Annotated in this window: 16 protein-coding genes; 10 read left to right on the forward strand and 6 right to left on the reverse strand. The window is 41.1% G+C overall.

Annotated elements, in window-relative coordinates; translation table 11 throughout:
* Positions 1-49: 49 nt before the first annotated feature.
* From HCN54_RS00180 to HCN54_RS00195, 4 genes are all read left to right on the forward strand, one after another.
* Positions 50-1,642 carry a glycerol-3-phosphate dehydrogenase/oxidase gene (locus HCN54_RS00180; RefSeq protein ID WP_167596093.1) on the forward strand — a complete coding sequence of 531 codons (1,593 nt, stop codon included), beginning with the start codon at positions 50-52 and terminating at the stop codon, positions 1,640-1,642.
* Positions 1,643-1,706: 64 nt separating this feature from the next.
* Positions 1,707-3,200, forward strand: coding sequence for a glycerol kinase GlpK (gene glpK / locus HCN54_RS00185; protein ID WP_167596094.1), 1,494 nt, complete (start codon positions 1,707-1,709; stop codon positions 3,198-3,200).
* A 5-nt stretch (positions 3,201-3,205) separates the two neighbouring features.
* A complete protein-coding gene (locus HCN54_RS00190) occupies positions 3,206-3,937 on the forward strand; it encodes an MIP/aquaporin family protein (RefSeq protein WP_167596095.1) in 732 nt (243 codons plus the stop codon).
* A gap of 19 nt (positions 3,938-3,956) precedes the next feature.
* Entirely contained in the window at positions 3,957-4,736 is a 780-nt protein-coding gene (locus HCN54_RS00195; protein WP_167596096.1) for a hypothetical protein, read from the forward strand.
* Here HCN54_RS00195 and HCN54_RS00200 read toward each other — a convergent pair.
* Together HCN54_RS00200 and HCN54_RS00205 are read right to left on the reverse strand one after the other, a co-directional pair.
* The gene (locus HCN54_RS00200; protein WP_167596097.1) at positions 4,733-5,416 is read right to left on the reverse strand and encodes a potassium channel family protein; all 684 of its coding nucleotides are present in this window, start codon (positions 5,414-5,416) and stop codon (positions 4,733-4,735) included. The two genes, HCN54_RS00195 and HCN54_RS00200, sit on opposite strands and share 4 nt — an antisense overlap.
* A gap of 12 nt (positions 5,417-5,428) precedes the next feature.
* On the reverse strand, positions 5,429-7,195 hold the full coding sequence (locus HCN54_RS00205) for a TrkH family potassium uptake protein (RefSeq protein ID WP_167596098.1): 1,767 nt from the start codon (positions 7,193-7,195) through the stop codon (positions 5,429-5,431).
* Between the two features lie 171 nt (positions 7,196-7,366).
* On the opposite strand from HCN54_RS00205, the gene HCN54_RS00210 reads away from it, so the two are divergent.
* On the forward strand, positions 7,367-8,791 hold the full coding sequence (locus HCN54_RS00210; RefSeq protein ID WP_167596099.1) for a pyridoxal phosphate-dependent decarboxylase family protein: 1,425 nt from the start codon (positions 7,367-7,369) through the stop codon (positions 8,789-8,791).
* A 47-nt stretch (positions 8,792-8,838) separates the two neighbouring features.
* On the opposite strand, the gene HCN54_RS00215 is transcribed toward HCN54_RS00210, so the two are convergent.
* From HCN54_RS00215 to HCN54_RS00225, 3 genes are read right to left on the reverse strand one after another with little or no spacing between them, the layout of a single operon-like run.
* On the reverse strand, positions 8,839-9,732 hold the full coding sequence (locus HCN54_RS00215) for a carbohydrate kinase family protein (RefSeq protein WP_167596100.1): 894 nt from the start codon (positions 9,730-9,732) through the stop codon (positions 8,839-8,841).
* The gene (locus HCN54_RS00220) at positions 9,732-11,069 is read right to left on the reverse strand and encodes a sugar porter family MFS transporter (protein ID WP_167596101.1); all 1,338 of its coding nucleotides are present in this window, start codon (positions 11,067-11,069) and stop codon (positions 9,732-9,734) included. The genes HCN54_RS00215 and HCN54_RS00220 overlap by 1 nt, the downstream gene beginning before the upstream one ends.
* Positions 11,070-11,086: 17 nt before the next feature.
* Entirely contained in the window at positions 11,087-12,601 is a 1,515-nt protein-coding gene (locus HCN54_RS00225) for a glycoside hydrolase family 32 protein (RefSeq protein ID WP_167596102.1), read from the reverse strand.
* Positions 12,602-12,797: 196 nt separating this feature from the next.
* Between HCN54_RS00225 and HCN54_RS00230 the strand changes: the two genes are divergently transcribed.
* The 5 genes from HCN54_RS00230 to HCN54_RS00250 all read left to right on the forward strand — a co-directional run bounded on the left by HCN54_RS00230 (position 12,798) and on the right by HCN54_RS00250 (position 18,002).
* Positions 12,798-13,844 carry a LacI family DNA-binding transcriptional regulator gene (locus tag HCN54_RS00230; RefSeq protein WP_167596103.1) on the forward strand — a complete coding sequence of 349 codons (1,047 nt, stop codon included), beginning with the start codon at positions 12,798-12,800 and terminating at the stop codon, positions 13,842-13,844.
* 2 nt (positions 13,845-13,846) lie between these two features.
* Positions 13,847-14,503, forward strand: a complete 657-nt coding sequence (gene pgmB, locus HCN54_RS00235) for a beta-phosphoglucomutase (protein ID WP_167596104.1) — start codon at positions 13,847-13,849, stop codon at positions 14,501-14,503.
* 3 nt (positions 14,504-14,506) lie between these two features.
* A complete protein-coding gene (locus HCN54_RS00240) occupies positions 14,507-16,813 on the forward strand; it encodes a glycoside hydrolase family 65 protein (protein WP_167596105.1) in 2,307 nt (768 codons plus the stop codon).
* A gap of 70 nt (positions 16,814-16,883) precedes the next feature.
* A complete protein-coding gene (locus HCN54_RS00245) occupies positions 16,884-17,342 on the forward strand; it encodes a hypothetical protein (RefSeq protein ID WP_167596106.1) in 459 nt (152 codons plus the stop codon).
* A 39-nt stretch (positions 17,343-17,381) separates the two neighbouring features.
* Positions 17,382-18,002, forward strand: a complete 621-nt coding sequence (locus tag HCN54_RS00250; RefSeq protein WP_167596107.1) for a MarC family protein — start codon at positions 17,382-17,384, stop codon at positions 18,000-18,002.
* 2 nt (positions 18,003-18,004) lie between these two features.
* Here HCN54_RS00250 and HCN54_RS00255 read toward each other — a convergent pair whose 3' ends face one another.
* Positions 18,005-18,913 carry a GyrI-like domain-containing protein gene (locus HCN54_RS00255; RefSeq protein ID WP_167596108.1) on the reverse strand — a complete coding sequence of 303 codons (909 nt, stop codon included), beginning with the start codon at positions 18,911-18,913 and terminating at the stop codon, positions 18,005-18,007.
* Positions 18,914-18,916: the final 3 nt, after the last annotated feature.

The following is an 18,916-nucleotide window of genomic DNA, read 5'->3' on the forward strand; positions in this document are numbered from 1 at the left end:
TCATTTTATATATATTTGGCAGCATAAAGAAAAATTAAGAAACCAAACGATGGCGAATATATTTGCGCGTGAGCATTTGACAGGACAACTTTCACAAACCAAAAAATGGGATGTGATTGTGATTGGAGGAGGAGCAACAGGACTTGGAGTGGCTTTAGATAGTGCTACTCGAGGCTATAAAACCTTGTTGTTAGAGCAGGTAGATTATGCAAAGGGAACTTCTAGCCGAAGTACAAAATTAGTGCATGGTGGCGTGCGCTATCTTGCACAAGGAGATATTGACCTGGTTAAGGAAGCCTTATATGAGCGCGGATTATTGGCGCAAAACGCACCGCATCTGGTGAAGAACCAAAACTTCATCATTCCAAACTACAGATGGTGGGAAGGGGTTTATTACACCATCGGGTTAAAAGCTTATGATTTTCTAGCCGGAAAACTGAGTTTAGGAAAATCGAAGCATATCAACAAAACCAAGACCACAGAGCGTCTTTCAACCCTAAGACAAAAAGGACTTTATGGCGGAGTTGTATATAAAGATGGGCAGTTTGATGATTCGCGTTTGGCGACGAATATCGCACAAACCGCGATTGAAAATGGGGCTACTCTACTCAACCATTTTAAAGTCACTGATCTTTTACAAAACGATACCGGCAAAGTTATAGGTGTCGAAGCGAAAGATACCGAAACCGATGCACACTATACGTTTTCGAGTGATGTGGTGATCAATGCAACCGGAGTATTTACCGATGAAATCCTGCGTATGGAAAACGCCGAAGCTAAAAAATCGGTAGTGCCAAGTCAGGGGGTGCATTTGGTTTTTGATAAATCATTTTTGCCCGGAGACGATGCGATTATGATCCCTAAAACCAGTGACGGTCGGGTGTTGTTTGCTGTGCCTTGGCATGATAAAGTGTTAGTGGGTACTACAGATACCAATCTGGATGATCATAGTTTGGAGCCTCAGGCACAGGAGCAGGAAATTGAATTCATTCTGCAAACCTTCAATAATTATTTGAATAAAAAAGTGACGCGCGCTGATGTGCGAAGCATTTTTGCCGGTTTGCGTCCGCTTGCTGCGCCTAAAGACGATTCAGAAAAAACGAAAGAAATTTCGCGTAGCCATAAAGTGATCGTTTCAGAAACCGGTTTGATTACCATTACCGGCGGAAAGTGGACCACCTACCGTAGAATGGCACAAGACACCATAAATAAAGCGATTTCGCTTAAAAAACTTCCGAAGAAAGCCTGTGAAACAGCACATTTAGCAATTCACGGGGCACAACCTACTGAAGACCGTAGTAATCATTTGTACATCTATGGTAGTGATCAAAAAGGGATTGCGAGCCTTATAAAAGAACAACCGGAATTGGGTGAGAAATTGCACGAGCGTCTTCCGTTTTTAAAAGCGGAAGTGATCTGGGCCGTGCGTTATGAAATGGCGCGTACAGTTGAAGATGTGTTGGCTAGACGCGTGAGAGCCTTGTTTCTAGATGCGGCTGCTGCTCGTGAGATGACTGCTGAGGTAGCGCGATTGATCGCAGCTGAACTGAATCGTGATGAAGCCTGGAAACTTAACCAGATAGAAGAATTTACAAAATTGGCTAACCACTATTGCATTGAAGGCAATATGGTTACCGCATAAATAAAATCGGGCACTACGGCTTTAACGTCGCAGTGCCTTAATCTTTAAACCTATATTATACAACATGGACCAGTTTATATTATCCCTGGATCAGGGAACAACAAGTTCGCGCGCAATCGTTTTCGATAAGAAAGGTGGAATTGTGTCGATAGCTCAGAAAGAATTTAAACAATACTTCCCTAAACCGGGTTGGGTAGAGCACGATCCTCAGGAGATATGGTCCACACAAGCGGGTGTTGCTGCCGAAGCAACCGTTTCTAAGGGTTTAAACGGAAAAAACATAGCCGGGATCGGGATTACCAATCAGCGGGAAACAGTTGTTGTTTGGGATAAAAATACCGGCGAACCGGTGTATAATGCCATCGTTTGGCAAGACAAGCGTACAGCAGATTATTGCGAAGAGCTGAAAGAAAATGGCAAAGCCGAAATGATTCAGGAGAAAACCGGATTGGTGATCGACTCGTACTTCGCCGGAACCAAAGTAAAATGGATACTCGATAATGTAGAAGGTGCACGCGAAAAAGCCGAAGCCGGAGATTTGATTCTAGGAACCATAGATACGTGGTTGATCTGGAAATTCACCAAAGGAGAATTGCATGTGACCGATGTTACTAATGCGTGTAGAACCTTGCTTTTTAACATCAATACGATGGAATGGGATGAGGAGCTTCTTGAGCTTTTTGATGTTCCAAAAAGCATGCTTCCGGAAGTTAAAGATTCTAGTGAAGTATATGGGCATACCAAAACCACCATTTTTGCATCTAAAATTCCTATTGCCGGAATCGCGGGAGATCAGATGGCAGCATTGTTTGGTCAGATGTGTACCAAAAAAGGAATGGTTAAAAATACCTACGGAACGGGTTGCTTTATGTTGATGAACATTGGAGACAAACCTATTCTTTCTAAAAATAATTTATTGACCACGGTTGCCTGGAGAATTAACGGTAAAACCGAATATGCACTTGAAGGAAGCATTTTTATTGGTGGTGCAGTAGTACAATGGTTGCGTGACGGTTTAGGAATTATCAATAAATCTGAAGATGTAGAACCGCTGGCGGAGTCTGTAGAATCTACAGATGGCGTTTATTTTATTCCAGCATTTGCCGGTCTTGGTGCACCGTATTGGAATCAAAAAGCAAAAGGAACTATCTTCGGGGTTACCCGCGGAACCACCGATGCCCATATCGCACGTGCTTCGATAGAAGCGATCGCTTATCAAACGATGGATATTCTAAAATCTATGGAAGCTGATTCTGGAATTGATATTAAAGAATTGCGTGTTGATGGTGGCGCTTCAGTAAATGAAACCTTAATGCAATTTCAGGCAGATGTATTAGATTCAGTAACAGTGCGTCCTAAAATCACCGAAACTACTGCTTTGGGAGCTGCATATCTTGCAGGTCTTGCCGTAGGCTTCTGGGAAAGTAAAGAAGAGATTCAAGAGATATGGCAAGAAGATAAACGCTTTGAGCCCGTTAAACCTAAGGAGGATGTAGAAGCCGGAATCAAAGGTTGGTACCGCGCAGTTAAAGCACTAGAACACTGGACTAAATTATAAGAATTATGACACCATTTATAGCAGAAGTTTTAGGAACGGCTTTATTGATCCTTTTAGGAGGAGGAATTGTAGCTAATGATATTTTAAATAAAACCAAGGGGAAAGGTGGTGGTTGGATGACCATTACCACCGCTTGGGGACTTGCAGTTTTTGTAGGTGTTGTTGTTGCCGGCCCGTATAGTGGGGCGCATTTAAATCCGGCGGTGACCATAGGTCTCGCAGCCGGTGGATTGTTTTCGTGGGCAGATGTACCTACATATCTCGCAGCAGAATTTATTGGGGCGATGATAGGTTCTTTCTTGGTGTATGTGATGTACAAAGACCATTTTGATGCTACCGAAGACGGCGGACTCAAACGTGCGGTGTTTTGTACAGATCCGGCGATCCCAAACAATTTTAGAAATATAGTAAGTGAGATTTTAGGGACTTTCGTGTTGCTTATTTGTGTATTCTATTTTTCTGATGCAGAAATCGCTGACGGTACAGGAACTAAAGTGGGTCTGGGCTCTATTGGCGCGATTCCAGTGGCATTTGTTGTGTGGGGAGTAGGTCTTTCTTTAGGAGGAACAACCGGCTATGCGATCAACCCGGCGCGTGATTTAGGTCCGCGTATAGTTCACGCACTATTACCCATAAAAGGCAAAACCGATAGTGGATGGAGTTACGCCTGGATTCCTGTTTTGGGTCCCATCATTGGCGCTGTTTTAGCAGCCTTTCTATTTCTAGCCTTAAACTAATTTATATCTAAATCATTTTATGAAATTATTTCAAACGGCCTTAGCGCTGTGGTGCATTCTCGCACTTCAGCAGCTACAGGCACAGGAAGACTTACGCTCTTCAGATCTGCAAATTGAAGATTCTACAGCTACAAAATACAAGCCTTTCGCATTTAATCTGAAGGCTAAAAATATGCACCTCTGGAAGGGTTTACGCGTGACCGATGCTCCGGTTCTGGATGTAGATCTTAACTATACTTCACGCGATGGAAAATTCAAAGCCGGACTTTGGGGAGGCGCCGGAGTAACAGGTTATTATACTGAATTTGATTATTACGTTTCGTACAGTACAAACGGTTTTTCGTTAAGTGTATGGGATATTAACAACTATAGTGATTTCCCGGACGCCGGTATTTTTGACTACGACCGGAGCACTACTTCTCATTTTATCGATGTGACTTTAGGATATGAGTTTAAGCCTATTCCGTTGAAGCTTTCTTGGAGTACTATCGTGCAAGGGCGAGATACTTATGTTGCTAGTGATGGCGAACTGAAAAATGCGTTTTCTAATTATGTAGAGGTTAGTTACGGTTTGATTCAAAAGAAAGATTGGTCGATCAGCGCCTTTGTGGGTGGAGCGTTCTCTTTTGAAAATGAGGCTCACTTTTACGGCGATAAGCCTAATCTAACCAATATAGGTTTAATTTATGCCAGAGAAGTTCCTGTGCTTAAAAAATTCACGATCCCAATGGCAGCAACCGCAATGTGGAATCCAGAGCAAGAGTATGGAGCGATCGAAGTCGCAATAACCTTATTCTAAGAATTGATAAATTTTCGGATGTCTTTGTTGGCGCCGTAAAGAACTAAAATGTCTCCACGCTCTAATAACAATTGGGGTGTGGCGACACTTTGAACATCGATAATGGTTTTGGTTTTACCAATTTCGGTATCTACATAGGCATTCTTCAGCGTGGTTAAAACAAGAAGATTATAGCGTTCTCTAAATTGAACTTCTTCCACCGTTTTATTTTCATATTGCTTAGGTAATTTCACCTCTACAATACTGAAATACTCATTCAGCTCAAAGGAATCTACAACGCCGCGCATACACAGTTTTTTTGCCAGGCGTTCTGCGCTTTCTTGTTCCGGGTGTACGATCTCATCAACACCAATGGCGCTCAATACGTTCTCGTGCAAGGGATTTACCGCCCTGCTGATGAGTTTTTTTACTTTTAGATTTTTGAGCAGTGCAGTAACCATCACATTAGTACCTTGATTTTCCCCAATAGCGACAACTACAATGTCGGTATCCTTAAGCGGCAAACCAGTTACGGTAGATTCATCAGTCGCATCTAGACAAATGGTGTGCGTGATTTTTTCTTTTAAAGCATCTACACGATTCATTTTAATATCAATGCCTATAACTTCGTTGCCTTGAGCGGTAAGTTTTTCGGCTAAAGAAGCGCCAAAGCTTCCTAATCCCACAATGATATATTTCATAATCTAAACGTTTTAATTGATCAAAATTTCTTCGCTAGGGTAGCGGTAGGCTTTGTATTTCATCTTTCTGAAGATCGCAATAAGTATGGTAAGCATACTCACGCGCCCAATAAACATCACGATGATCAATACTCCTTTACTACCTGCTGAAAGACTTGAAGTAATGCCTAAACTGAGGCCTACGGTACTGTATGCAGAAAAGCATTCAAAGGCAATGCTGAGCAAGGTTTTATCAGGATCAAAAGCTGCAATAGCGATCACCGCAAAACCAATAACAACAAGCGATAACGAGATGATGGCAAATGCCCTTCTCACCGAAATATCGGCGATCTCTCTGCGATACACTTCTATGCGTTCTTTACCTTTAGCGAGGCTCAAAAAATTTAACGTGGCAATCGCAAAGGTGCTGGTCTTGATACCACCCCCTGTTGAAGCTGGCGAGGCGCCAACCCACATCAATAAGAAGATCATCATCAGTGTAGAAAAATGCAGCTGATTCATATCTAGCGTATTAAAACCGGCTGTTCTGGGCGTAGTGGCTCCAAAAAGTGCGGTTACAAATTTGCCAAAACCATTATGTTCAGCCAGCGTATTGTGGTACTCATTAGCATAAAAAACAGCGGTGCCTAAAAGCGATAATGCGGTAGTGGTAATTAGCGTAATACGGCTGCTAAGACTTAACACCCAAGGTTTGCTTAAAGTTCCGCGATCCCAATATTTAATGGGGTTCACGATCTTGTACTTTAAATATTTCAGAATATTGATGACAATAGGAAAACCCAATCCGCCAAAAACAAAAAGTCCGATTAGGGTGAGCTGTAAAAAATAGTTGTATCTAAAATTGATATCATAAATACCATTAGATAGGGTTGAAAAACCGGCATTACAAAAAGCCGAAATAGAGTGGAAAACCGAGAAAAAGAACCGATCTGTAAAGTCTTGAAAGTTTTCGGCTTTAAGGCTTAGAAAAATTAGAATTCCGCCAACAGCTTCGATCGAAAAGGTAATGATAAGAATACGTTTTAGCGTAGAAAAGACTTCACTGATCTTTTGCGAATTATTCATATCACTCAACACCACCTGATTTTCAAAGGTGGACATTCCCTTAAAAAAATAACTGAAATAACTGGCAAAAGTTAGAATGCCCAGACCTCCCAATTGAATGAGAAAAACGATGATGTTTTGGCCAAGCGGTGTAAAAAAAGTTCCCGTATCTACTACGATCAGACCGGTTACACAAACCGCACTTGTAGAAGTAAACAGGGCATCTAAAAATGAAATCCCGTCATAGGTAGCTTTGGGAAGCATCAGTAAAAAAGTGCCCAATAAAACGATCCCAACAAAACTGGCAATAAAGAGTTGCGCCGGGTTGAGGTGGCTCTTTTTGTAATTCACGCGCTGCTCTGCAAACTCTCTAATAAATGTGAGCAAGATCGCTGCCCTTACCCAACTGTCACTATAGAGAAAATTTAAATGCTTATGCGCTTCGGCACCAAAAAAATGAATGCCTATGATGTATAAAATGACCAGAATACTGGCCGCGTCAAAAAGAATGACCTGTGTGCTTAGTTTTTTTGATTGGGTAAAATAGCGTACTAGGGTAACGGCGATTCCCACAAAAAGAATAAACAGGTAATAGGCGTTGAGAAAGGTTTGCAATTTTGAAGATTGCTCGTAGCCAAAATCCAGGATAAAGGCAAAAACTCCAAGCAAACTAAGAATGAAAGCGGTGCGAAACAACGTCTTTAGCGTAAATACATTTGCTAATGTTTCTTTCAAACTTTTAAGATTTAAAATTGCTGTGCAAAGGTAGCGTATTCCTGATGTTGGCTTTTTTTTAAGTCTTAAAATATTTACAAAGTTCGAGCGATGTACTTCCAATGAAAGGATGACGGGGCAAAGGGTTTTAGCTGAATTTAAAGCCGTAGTTTTGCATAAAATTGAATATTGATGGAAGCAAAGGATATAGCGCGTTTAGAATTGTCTGAACAAGAAATGCGTGATTATGGGTATAAAGTGGTTGATGCTATTGTTGAGCATCACCTCAACCAACATAAAAAGAAACCGGTAGCGCAAGCAAGCCGTGAAGAAATGGATTCTTTGTTACGCGAGCACGCTCCAGAGGCGCCTACTGCCGCTAACGAGGTTTTTGATACTGTAATGGAAAAGGTGATGCCTTTTACAAACATTATGAGTCATCCTAAGTTTTATTCGTTTGTGCCCGGGCCCAGCAATTACGTGAGTGCGATGGCTGATGCATTGGCCACAGGGTTCAATGTGTTTTCAGGAGGCTGGGCAGCTTCGCCGGCAGCTGCAGAATTAGAGATCGTGACCATAAACTGGTTATTGAGTTTATATGGATTTCCTAAAAAACGCGGCGGCGGAATTTTCACTAGCGGTGGCTCGATGGCAAATCTTACGGCATTGATCACTGCGCGTAATATCAAATGCGGCGACGATTTTTCTAAAGCGGTGATTTATCTGTCTGATCAAGCGCATTCTTCAAATATCAAGGCGATACGCGTAATGGGCTTCAGAAAAGAACAAATACGTTTGATCCCAACCGATCTTGAATTTAAGTTCGCAATCAATAAGTTGAAAAATGCGATCAACAAAGATCGTCTTGCCGGGTGGAAACCTTTTTGCTTACTGGCTTCAGCGGGAACAACGAATACCGGTACTGTTGATCAATTGACCGAATTAGCTGCTATTGCGAAGGCTGAAGATTTATGGTTTCATATTGATGGTGCCTATGGTGGCGCAGCAATTCTGGCAAAGAATGGAAAGCAACTTTTAAAAGGAGTTGAAAAAGCCGACTCGCTAACGGTAGATCCGCACAAATGGTTCTATCAGCCTTATGAAATGGGGTGTTTGCTCGTGAGAAATCACAAATGGTTGAGCGGAACATTTACCGAAGTTCCTGAATATTTAAAAGATGTAGAAGGGAACAGTTCTGAGATCAATTTTTACGACCACGGAATCCAGTTAACCCGACGTTTTAGAGCGCTTAAATTTTATATGAGCATAAAAACTTTTGGTTTAAAAGCTTTTAGAGAAGCGGTGCAATACAATTTTGATCTGTGTGAAAAAGTAGAAAGCATTCTTCGGAAAAGTAAAAAGTGGGAAGTGGTTTCTCCGGCTACACTAGCCGTGATCAATTTTAGATACAACCCTATTGATCAAAACCTGTCTGAGCAAGAACTTGATGCGCTCAACTCAAAGATCTCAGAAGGAGTAGTAGATTCTCGAGAGGCGATGCTGGTGACGACCATTCTTAACGGGCAAACTGTATTGCGCATGTGTTTGATCAATCCCCGTACGACTTTGGCTGATGTAGAAGAAACAATCGCGCTATGCGAGAAAATGGCCGAATAATTACGCGATAATTGAGATTCAAAAACCTTGGGTTTACCCCAAGGTTGCTATTCTCTCATTTTTGCTTCTATTTGTTCTGAAGTAATGGGGGCGTTAGCACCTTTGGTTCCGGCTACTAAAGCACCCAACGCACAAGCAAAGGCCAAGGCTTTTTCCGGAGTATTTTCAACTTTAAAAAGTTGGTAGATCAGTCCGGCTAAAAAAGAATCGCCGGCACCCACGGTATCTATCACTTTTGTACTGTAACCGCTATTTTTGGCGATAGCTCCATTTTTATAAAGTAGAGCACCATCAGCGCCTAAAGTAATGCAAATAATATCGGTATTGGTTAGCTTACTTATGGTGGAAAGTTGCGCTTCGGTACTAAGATTTGAGATGTCTAAAAACTGAGCAACTTCTTCAAGTTCTTCATCATTCATTTTGATCATTTGCGCTTGCTTCATAAACTCAATAAGCGTTTCCATTTCATAATGCGGTGCGCGTAAATTCACATCAAAAATGGTATAACCAGCAAGCTGAAGCAGGCTGTTAAGCGTTTCGCTAGACTCGTTGCTGCGTGCTGCTAAGGAGCCAAAAATGAATAGATCGGCTTGTTGCACAGCATTTTTGTTTTTATCAGTCAATGCTATAGCATCCCACGCGACCGGTTTTTTGATGTTGTACGAGGCACTGCCCGAAGCATCAAGCGTGACTTCTACTTTTCCGGTTTCTAGAGCAGGATCTTCTTGAATCAGATTTTGATCAAGACGGAATTTTTGAATGGCTTCGCGGGTTTCTTCGGCTAAAGCATCTTGGCCCAATCTGCTGATCATTTGCATCGTGACGCCCAGACTTTTCATACGTAAGCATAAATTGAGCGGAGCGCCGCCTAAAGCTTTTCCGTCAGGAAAAACATCCCATAAAATCTCCCCGAAGCAAATAGCGTTTAAAGACTCTTTCATTATCCCAATATTTTTTCTTCTAATTCTTCAAGCGAAATCCCTTTTGTTTCGGGCATCATAAATTTGGTAAACAGTAATTGTAAAAACATCATAAACGCAAAGAATGCAAAAATGGGCCACGGATTGTCTTTAAAAATTCCGTTTTCTCCATCTAAGAAAACCGGAGTCAAAAGTGTGATTAATGCGGCAAAAACCCAATGCGTTCCTGTTCCCCAAGATTGCCCGTAAGCGCGCACCTTATTAGGGAAAACTTCAGAAATAAATACCCAGATCACAGCCCCTTGTCCAACAGCGTGTGATGCGATAAAGATCAGAATGAAAGTGAGTAACAACGCCGGACTCGCGCCGCTGTAAAAACACCAAGCTACCGTAACGAGGCTGATAATGTAACCAAACGAACCGATAAACATTAGCGTGCGGCGGCCCAGACGGTCGATCAAGCCAACACCAACAAAAGTAAAGATGAGGTTCACCACGCCTATTGAAATTGAATTTAACAAGGAATCTTCGGTGGCTAAACCGGCTTTTACTAAAATTTCAGGGGCATAGTACAGAATGAAATTGATCCCGGATACCTGATTAAAAAAGGCGATTAAAAAGGCTAGGATCAAGGGTTTTTTAAATCGTGCCGTAAAGAGTTTTACATCATCAGTCGTTTTTGCTAATTCGGTTTTAATGCTGTCAATTTTACGCTGTGTTTCCTGTTTGTCATAAACTTGATTGAGTACCGCAAAAGCACCTTGTTCATCCTTTTTCTTATGAAGCAGCCAGCGCGGACTTTCAGGAACGGTCATTACCAGAACCGTATATAAAAACGCCGGAATCGCTTCGACACCCATCATCCAGCGCCAGTCATTTTCACCTTGAAAACCTTCTAAAAGGTAATTTGAAAAGAATGCGATAAGAATACCTAAAACCAGATTAAATTGGTACAGTGCGACCAATTTACCGCGGTTAGAAGCAGTGGTAATTTCTGAAATATAGGTAGGCGCAGCTACGGAAGAAGCACCAACCCCTACACCGCCAATGAAGCGAAAAAAGGAAAATAAATACGGGTCTGGAGATAAGGCAGAACCTAAAGCCGAAGCAAAATAGAGAATCCCGATCCAGAACAAGGTTTTTTTGCGCCCAAATTTATCACAAGGAATACCGCCGGTCAGAGAGCCCAAAACGGTTCCCCACAGGGCCATTGACATGATGAACAGTCCGTGAAACCAAGGTGAGAGATTCCATAATTCTTTAACCGGTAAGTTGGCACCTGAAATTACTACGGTGTCAAAACCAAAAAGAAAACCGGCAAGTGCGACGGTTACAGACCATTTTTGTACTGCTTTCATATATTCAAATTCTAGTATTAGTTATTGTCCATCCAGATTGAAGGAATTGGGGTGATTTTTAAATTTTTCACTTCATCTTCGGTAGTGATGCTGAACTGGGTGTATGGCTTTTCTGGGAAAAACTGTGCGGTGATGGCATTAGCGCCGTTATCAGCAAAAAATTCCATCGAAGAAGCATCTAAGAAAATTTGAAATTCCGCTGAATCGCTGTCGATGAAGTCAGCAGGAGCTTCCATTATTGGGAGTGCGAATTTATCTGAAAAGTCGGTCAAACCACTTTTGCTTCGGTCCAAACTGTATTTTGCGGCTTGGGCGTCAAATAAAATCGTGAGCTTTTCGCCATCTGCATTTCCGACATTAATCTTAAAATCCTTAAGCGGTTTAGGTAATTTAAAAGAAACTACTGCTTGGTTGAGGTTTTTATGAGAAAATGATGAGGTGTTTTGCTCTTCTAAAATATCTATGGAAACATCGCTTAAACCTTCAGTAATTGAGGCTACCGGAGTATTGGCTAAAAAATAATCCTTGTTTTTATGTAAACTCACTTTTTGCGGAAGCGTCATCGCACTACGCCACTTTTCAGTAGGTGTTTTCTGGCCGTACTCCCAGTTGCTCATCCAAGCGATAAACGTACGCTCTTCATCAGGCAAGTTATTGTAGGTGATCCCGGCATAATTATCACGGCCGAGGTCAATCCATTTTTCGTCTGTTTGGGTTGTGGTAAATTGTTTTCCGTCAAAATCGCCAATAAAATATTGTGTTCCGGAGCCACCGTTAGGAGCGCCCGGATTGATGCTGATAAACAACACCCATTTGGTCTCGCCGGTTTCCTTTACCGTTAACGGAAAGAGATCAGGACATTCCCAAACGCCACCATGAGCGCCGATGTCCTTGCCAAATTCGCTGAGGTAGGCCCAGTCAATTAAATTATCAGAATTGTAAATCATCGCGCGATCGCCGGCAACTAGCACTAGAATCCATTTATTAGAGTCTTCGTGCCAGAAAACTTTCGGGTCTCTAAAATCTACAAGGTTTTCGTTATTCGGCACAACAGGATTGCCGGCATACTTTGTAAACGACTTTCCGTTGTCAAGACTGTAAGCAATTCCCTGATATTGATAATCTGAAGTTTTTGCCTCAGCACCTTTGGGTTCGTGATAGGTGAACATGGCGATCAGTGGCGGGTTTTCGGCAGTGCCTAAGCCAGAAGAATTGTTGTGATCAACCACGGCACTTCCTGAAAAAATGTAGCCTAATTCATCCGGCTCAAGTGCAATTGGCTCATTTTTCCAATTTTTTAAGTCCTCACTGGTCGCGTGCCCCCAATGCATAGGTCCCCAAACGGTAGAATCTGGGTAAAATTGATAGAAAAGATGATAGGTTCCGTCTTTGTAAACCAGACCGTTAGGGTCGTTCATCCAGTGTGCTTCGGGCGAAAAATGATATTGTGGGCGAAAATTTTCGTGATATGATTTAACTGCCGTATCTTTAGGGGTATCATTTGCGGTGTTTTCTTTTTTACAAGAACTCATAATTAGTGTGATTAACAGAATGGAATGTACATATTTCATGATAGACTACATTAATTAAACCTTTCGGTCAACAAGAGTCGAAATTTAAAACAAATTAAGAGAACTTAATCGATTTAGTCGCTTAAATTTGCCACAAGTAATAATTATCAATAGTCTTTCAAGATAGACAAAAAGAATTAAACCGATTTTTCAAATTATGAAAAGAAAGTTAACCCTAAAATCAATAGCAAAAGAGCTGGGTGTTTCGATCTCTACCGTTTCAAAAGCGCTTAGAGACAGCCCGGAAATCAGTGAAGAAACTCGTGAGAAAATCAAAGCTTTTGCGAAGCTCTATAACTACAAGCCTAACAATATTGCGCTGAGTTTAAAAAATCGTAAAACCAATACGATCGGGGTGATCATTCCTCAGATTGTACACCACTTTTTCACTACAGTAATCTATGGTATTGAGCAGGAAGCACGTGAGAATAATTACAACGTGATCATTTGTCTTTCGAACAATGCTTTTGATAAAGAGGTTCTGAATATGGAGCTTTTGGCCAATGGAAGTACAGACGGATTCATTCTTTCGGTTTCTAAAGAAACGATGATGAAAGAAGATTATCACCACTTAAATGAAGTGATCGATCAAGGAATGCCCGTGGTGATGTTTGACCGTGTGGTTGAAGGGATTCAGTGTGATCGAGTATTGATCGATGATAAAGCCGGCGCTAAAAAAGGGGTGACGCATATGATTCGCTCCGGGTGTCGTAAAATAGGTATTATTACCAGCGAAGATTACGTGAGTGTAGGACGCCTGCGTACCGAAGGTTATCTTGATGCTCTGGATGATTTTGGGATCAAAGCTGATGATAAACTTATTTTGAAGTTGGATAATATTGATGATCTTTCTGATAAATCTAAAAAGCGTATCGAAGATTTTATCACTAATAACGACCTTGATGGTGTGTTTACCGTAAACGAACTCTTTGCTGTTCATGCATCTCGAGTGATCAACGCGTTGGGTAAAAAGATTCCTGATGAGATTTCGCTGGTTTGCTTTACTGATGGTCAATTGTCTGAGCACGCAGTGCCTAGTTTAACGGCGGTGAGTCAGCACGGAGAAGAAATGGGGCGTAAAGCAGCTTCTATTCTTATCAATAAATTAGAAAGCCCTGAAGACGAGGAAGAAGAATATAGCACAACCTATATTGATACCAGTCTTGTAGAGCGTGAATCTACTAAAGAAGTAACGCGCAGATAAGGATGGGTAAAAAGGGTTTTATTTTTGACTTAGACGGAGTAATTGTAGATACGGCCGGATTTCACTACTTAGCGTGGCGAAATCTCGCTCATGAATTGGGTTTTGAATTTACCGAAAAGCAAAACGAGCGTTTTAAAGGGGTGAGTCGCGTACGATCTCTGGAAATCTTACTTGAAATAGGAGATGTAAAAGCCACTCAAGAACAAAAAGAGGGCTGGCTCGTTTCTAAAAATGAGGAATATCTGAGTTATATTTCAAAAATGACTTCAGATGATATTCTGCCGGGCGTACTAAAAGTGCTTGATTATTTGCAGGAAAAGCAAATACCAATGGCTCTTGGTTCTGCCAGTAAAAACGCGCAACCCATCTTAAAACGTGTTGGGCTTTTTGATCGTTTTGACAGTATTGTAGATGGCAATCACGTAACCAAAGCTAAGCCAGATCCCGAAGTTTTTACCATAGGCGCAGATGCTTTAGGTGTTGCCTATACTGATGCGATCGTTTTTGAAGACTCAATCGCTGGTATTCAGGCAGCAAACCGGGTCGATATGGTGAGCATAGGTATTGGCGACGCACAGGTCTTGCACGAAGCCGATCATAATTTTAAAGATTTTACCGAAATCGATACCGCATTTTTAGACCAACTAATCAACGCATAAACTATGAATCAAGATTATATCATTCCTGCTCCCTGGGCAGTAATAGAAGAAGGATTTGAAAAGGATCGCGTAAAGTCTTCAGAAAGTCTTTTTAGCATCGGGAACGGTGCTATGGGGCAACGTGCCAACTTTGAAGAAGCCTATAGCGGAAAAACTTTTCAGGGAAGTTATATAGGAGGTGTTTATTATCCTGATAAAACCCGAGTAGGCTGGTGGAAAAATGGCTATCCTGAATATTTTGCAAAGGTGCTTAATGCTCCAAGCTGGATCGGGATCAAAGTGACAGTTGATGGAGAAGCGCTTGATTTGAATACCGTAAAATCGGTGTCAAAATTTCGTCGCGAACTCAACATGAAAGAAGGTTGGTTAGGTCGCAGTTTTGAAGCCGAATTACAAAACGGAACGCAACTTAAGGTGAAAGCTAAACGCTTTTTGAGTTTAGAACACGATGAACTTGGCGCGATCAATTATGAGGTGACTCCGCTAAATAAAGATGTGAGTATAAGCTACGAGCCGTATTTAGACAGTGGGATTACCAATGAGGATACCAACTGGGATGATAAGTTCTGGAATACGCTTGACGTAGAAGAAGACGGCAATAAGGCTTATATCACAGCGCACACGATGAAAACGATGTTTTACGTGTGTACGGCGATGTCAAACACCTTTACTGTTGATGGGAAAGAGATTTCTTTAACCCTCAAAACCAATAAGGCAGAGACTTATATCGGTCACGTTTATGAGACTGATATCAGAGAAGGCGAGACTTTTGCTATTCAGAAATATGCAGGATATATCACCTCTTTCAATCACGATAAAGACGAATTAAAGCAAGCTGCTGAAGCTGTTTTAGACACTGCTCTTGAAGAAGGATTCACCCGATTGTTAGCTAAGCAAAAGGAAGACTGGGCAGCAATCTGGGCAATGGCAGACATCGTCATCGACGGAGATGTCAAAGCACAGCAAGGTATTCGTTTCAATATTTTTCAGCTGAATCAGACCTACTTGGGTAAAGATGCTCGTTTGAATATTGGGCCGAAAGGATTTACAGGTGAGAAATATGGTGGTTCTACCTATTGGGATACCGAAGCTTATTGCTTGCCTTTCTACATGGCGACCAAAGATCAGCAGGTAGCGCGTAATTTGCTAACCTATAGATATAACCATCTTGAGAAAGCTATTGAGAATGCCGAAAAACTCGGTTTCAAAAATGGCGCCGCGTTGTACCCTATGGTTACAATGAATGGGGAAGAGTGCCACAACGAGTGGGAGATCACTTTTGAAGAAATACACCGTAATGGCGCGATGATCTTCGCAATCAGAGATTATGTGAATTACACTGGTGACTTTAGCTATGTTCCGGAAAAGGGATTGGAAGTAATGATAGGTGTAGCGCGTTTCTGGAAACAACGAGCAACCTGGTCGAGCAAAAAAGAACAGTTCGTGATCCTTGGTGTGACCGGGCCTAATGAATACGAGAACAACGTAAACAATAATTTCTACACCAATTACCTGGCAAAATGGTGTTTGAATTATGCAGTTGAAAATACCAAGAAAGTGAGCAAGGAATTCGCATCAGATTATAAGCGAATTGCTGAAGCTACGGGTATTTCTAATGAAGAATTGAATTCGTGGACCGAAGTTGCTGAGAAGATGTATTTGCCTTTTTCAGAAGAAAACGGCGTGTACTTACAACAAGATGGCTTCTTAGATAAAGAATTAGTTACGGTAGCGGATTTGGATAAAGCAGATCGCCCCATCAATCAAAAATGGAGTTGGGACCGCATCTTGCGTTCACCTTACATAAAACAAGCCGATACATTACAAGGTTTTTATGTTTTTGAAGATGATTTTTCACAAGACGAACTCAAAAAGCATTTTGATTTTTATGAGCCGTTCACGGTTCATGAATCTTCGTTGAGTCCTTGTGTGCATTCGATTCAGGCGGCAAAACTCAATCAGATGGATCAAGCGTATGCGTTTTATTTGCGTACGGCACGTTTAGATCTTGACGATTACAACAAAGAAGTGCACGAAGGGCTACACATTACCAGTATGGCCGGAACTTGGTTGAGCATTGTTGCCGGTTTTGGCGGAATGCGTATCAAAGACGACAAGCTTTCTTTTGCACCAAAAATGCCAAAAGCCTGGGATGGTTTTTCTTTCAAATTAAATTTTAGAAATCAGATCGTAAAAGTAGCGGTAGCTAAGGATAAATATACTTTCAGCCTAGATGGTGGTGATGATCTTGATATTTTGGTAGACGGAAAAGAAATTACTATTTCGGCAGATGAGCCTACAGAAGTTTAGTCCTATACTATAGTTTTAATTGAAGCCTTTGTTCTCTGAAGAACAAAGGCTTTTTGTTTTATATGTCGATATGAATTTAAACCGACACAAAAATAGACCCGCACTTCAAGGAGAAGGTAAAGCATTTAAAAAGCAAAATAAGCTCAATATGCTTTTAGCCGAATTGGAAACACGCAACTTACCTGAATCTTTAAGCCATACCATAAATAAAAAGGTCGAAAAACTCAATGATCTAAAGGGGTCAGAGAAGGAATTGTATAAATCTTATATGAAATTTCAACATAGCATTTTACGATTGATCAAGGAGGAAACAGGCATTGTTAAAAAGGGTCATTATAAACATATGTGGACGGCTTTAGGGATGAGTGTTTTTGGTATCCCATTAGGTATAGCCTTTAGCTCAGCAGTCGGTAATATGGCATTTTTAGGGGTAGGATTACCTATTGGATTAGTAATAGGTGGCGCTGTAGGAACCAAAAAAGATAAAGCGGCGGCTGCAGAAGGTAAAGTGCTTGATGTTGAGATTTAGTTGTAATTTCGCTGCATCCTTAAATCTAACCTACACTATATGGATGAAATTTTAACCTACTCAATTTCGGTATTTACGGGCTTTTTTGCCATTATGAACCCGGTTTCTAATATTCCTATTTTTTTATCCTTAACCGAAGGTGCCAGTAAAACTGAAAAGCAAACGGTAAACAAAAAAGCCGTGATGGTAGCTTTTATCATCATCGCTATTTTTGTAGTGCTGGGTAAATTTATATTTGAGCTTTTTGGGATCACGATTCCTGCGTTTAAAATCACCGGAGGGATCTTAATTTTCTTTGTAGGTTTTGAAATGCTTCAGTCTAAAAAGTCAAATGTAAAGCATTTAAAGGAACCTAATTTTGATGAGAATATTGCGGTTTCGCCTTTGGCAATTCCTATTCTTGCCGGACCAGGAACTATCGTAACTGCGATGAACTTTGTGTCAAATGCTTCTTATGTAAATATAGGTTTGGTGATTTTAATCTTCGGTTTAATGTGCGCGCTAACCTATGTGGCTTTCAGTTTAAGCGACTTTATCGCTCGAAAATTGGGGAATAACGTGATCTCTGTGATTGGTAAAATTATGGGATTGATCATCGCCATTATAGGTACTACAATGGTGATTCAAGGGTTAAAGCTATCTTTTGATTTTCTAGCTTAGTCTTATTCCAGCGGAGAATCTTGTTTCAGTGGTAAGTAGATGTCAGCTTTCCAGTCGAGCTCGTTTCCCCCCATATTCGGGTTGTTGTAGAATATTTCGACCGGCTTCTTTTCAACTTCTAAATTATTGTTTTTAGCATATTCAAGTAACGCATACCATGCACGGTCTGATGTTATGTAGTTTCCATTATAAACCGCGTGAATGGCTTCTTTCTGAAACAGGCGCTTATACTTGATGTCTTTTGAAATGGGTAAGTTTTCAGACCTGATGATAGGAAAGCAAAAGTTATAGGCAATACTATCAGTTTCAGTATCCCAGTCTGTAACTTCAATGATCGGCGGGCCATTAAGCTCTACATTATTTTTAAGTAAAACATCGCCTATATAGCCGTAATATTGCATCATACCACGTGCTTTTTCTACCTGTAATCCTTTCAGCGGAACATAAGCTACATACGTTGATCGGGTTTGATCTAAGCCGGTAACTTCGATGTTGATCTGATCTAAATGTTCCCGAAGGATCTCAAAAAAAGTTTCAACATTTTCGGTACTACGTTTTCTAAATAGGGTGTTTTTAAATGGAGCGGTAAGCCTGTTGACCACACTATGATCAAGATCTTTTACTCCAACGCTTACTTGAGTAACAGAATCGTTAATCATTTTAGCCTCGTAACTATAATTCACTACTGAATCGCCAAAATGCCGCTGTTGCACCACTTTATTTAGTCCGTCTTGCGCTATGATCTCGCTGTCGGGCACATCATAATTCCAGCTTTTTACTGATTGTGTGACGGTACCCGGTGTGGTCACGACTTTAAAATTGATGATGTAATCGCTGGGTTTTATAAAAAGATACCAGATCAAGGCTACGGCAACTAGGATTAAGAAGCCAACTCCGATTTTTTTAAGCATAAT

It is taken from the genome of Leeuwenhoekiella sp. ZYFB001 (assembly GCF_011784865.1).
Lineage (GTDB): Bacteria > Bacteroidota > Bacteroidia > Flavobacteriales > Flavobacteriaceae > Leeuwenhoekiella > Leeuwenhoekiella palythoae.

Excerpts from the sequence above, each read along its gene's own strand:
- HCN54_RS00180 (WP_167596093.1), top strand. The coding sequence starts at position 50 with ATGGCGAATATATTTGCGCGTGAGCATTTGACAGGACAACTTTCACAA.
- pgmB (WP_167596104.1), top strand. The coding sequence starts at position 13,847 with ATGGGTAAAAAGGGTTTTATTTTTGACTTAGACGGAGTAATTGTAGAT.
- HCN54_RS00255 (WP_167596108.1), bottom strand. The coding sequence starts at position 18,913 with ATGCTTAAAAAAATCGGAGTTGGCTTCTTAATCCTAGTTGCCGTAGCC.
- HCN54_RS00225 (WP_167596102.1), bottom strand. The coding sequence starts at position 12,601 with ATGAGTTCTTGTAAAAAAGAAAACACCGCAAATGATACCCCTAAAGAT.
- HCN54_RS00210 (WP_167596099.1), top strand. The coding sequence starts at position 7,367 with ATGGAAGCAAAGGATATAGCGCGTTTAGAATTGTCTGAACAAGAAATG.
- HCN54_RS00215 (WP_167596100.1), bottom strand. The coding sequence starts at position 9,732 with ATGAAAGAGTCTTTAAACGCTATTTGCTTCGGGGAGATTTTATGGGAT.
- HCN54_RS00230 (WP_167596103.1), top strand. The coding sequence starts at position 12,798 with ATGAAAAGAAAGTTAACCCTAAAATCAATAGCAAAAGAGCTGGGTGTT.
- HCN54_RS00200 (WP_167596097.1), bottom strand. The coding sequence starts at position 5,416 with ATGAAATATATCATTGTGGGATTAGGAAGCTTTGGCGCTTCTTTAGCC.
- HCN54_RS00190 (WP_167596095.1), top strand. The coding sequence starts at position 3,206 with ATGACACCATTTATAGCAGAAGTTTTAGGAACGGCTTTATTGATCCTT.
- glpK (WP_167596094.1), top strand. The coding sequence starts at position 1,707 with ATGGACCAGTTTATATTATCCCTGGATCAGGGAACAACAAGTTCGCGC.
- HCN54_RS00220 (WP_167596101.1), bottom strand. The coding sequence starts at position 11,069 with ATGAAAGCAGTACAAAAATGGTCTGTAACCGTCGCACTTGCCGGTTTT.
- HCN54_RS00245 (WP_167596106.1), top strand. The coding sequence starts at position 16,884 with ATGAATTTAAACCGACACAAAAATAGACCCGCACTTCAAGGAGAAGGT.
- HCN54_RS00240 (WP_167596105.1), top strand. The coding sequence starts at position 14,507 with ATGAATCAAGATTATATCATTCCTGCTCCCTGGGCAGTAATAGAAGAA.
- HCN54_RS00250 (WP_167596107.1), top strand. The coding sequence starts at position 17,382 with ATGGATGAAATTTTAACCTACTCAATTTCGGTATTTACGGGCTTTTTT.
- HCN54_RS00195 (WP_167596096.1), top strand. The coding sequence starts at position 3,957 with ATGAAATTATTTCAAACGGCCTTAGCGCTGTGGTGCATTCTCGCACTT.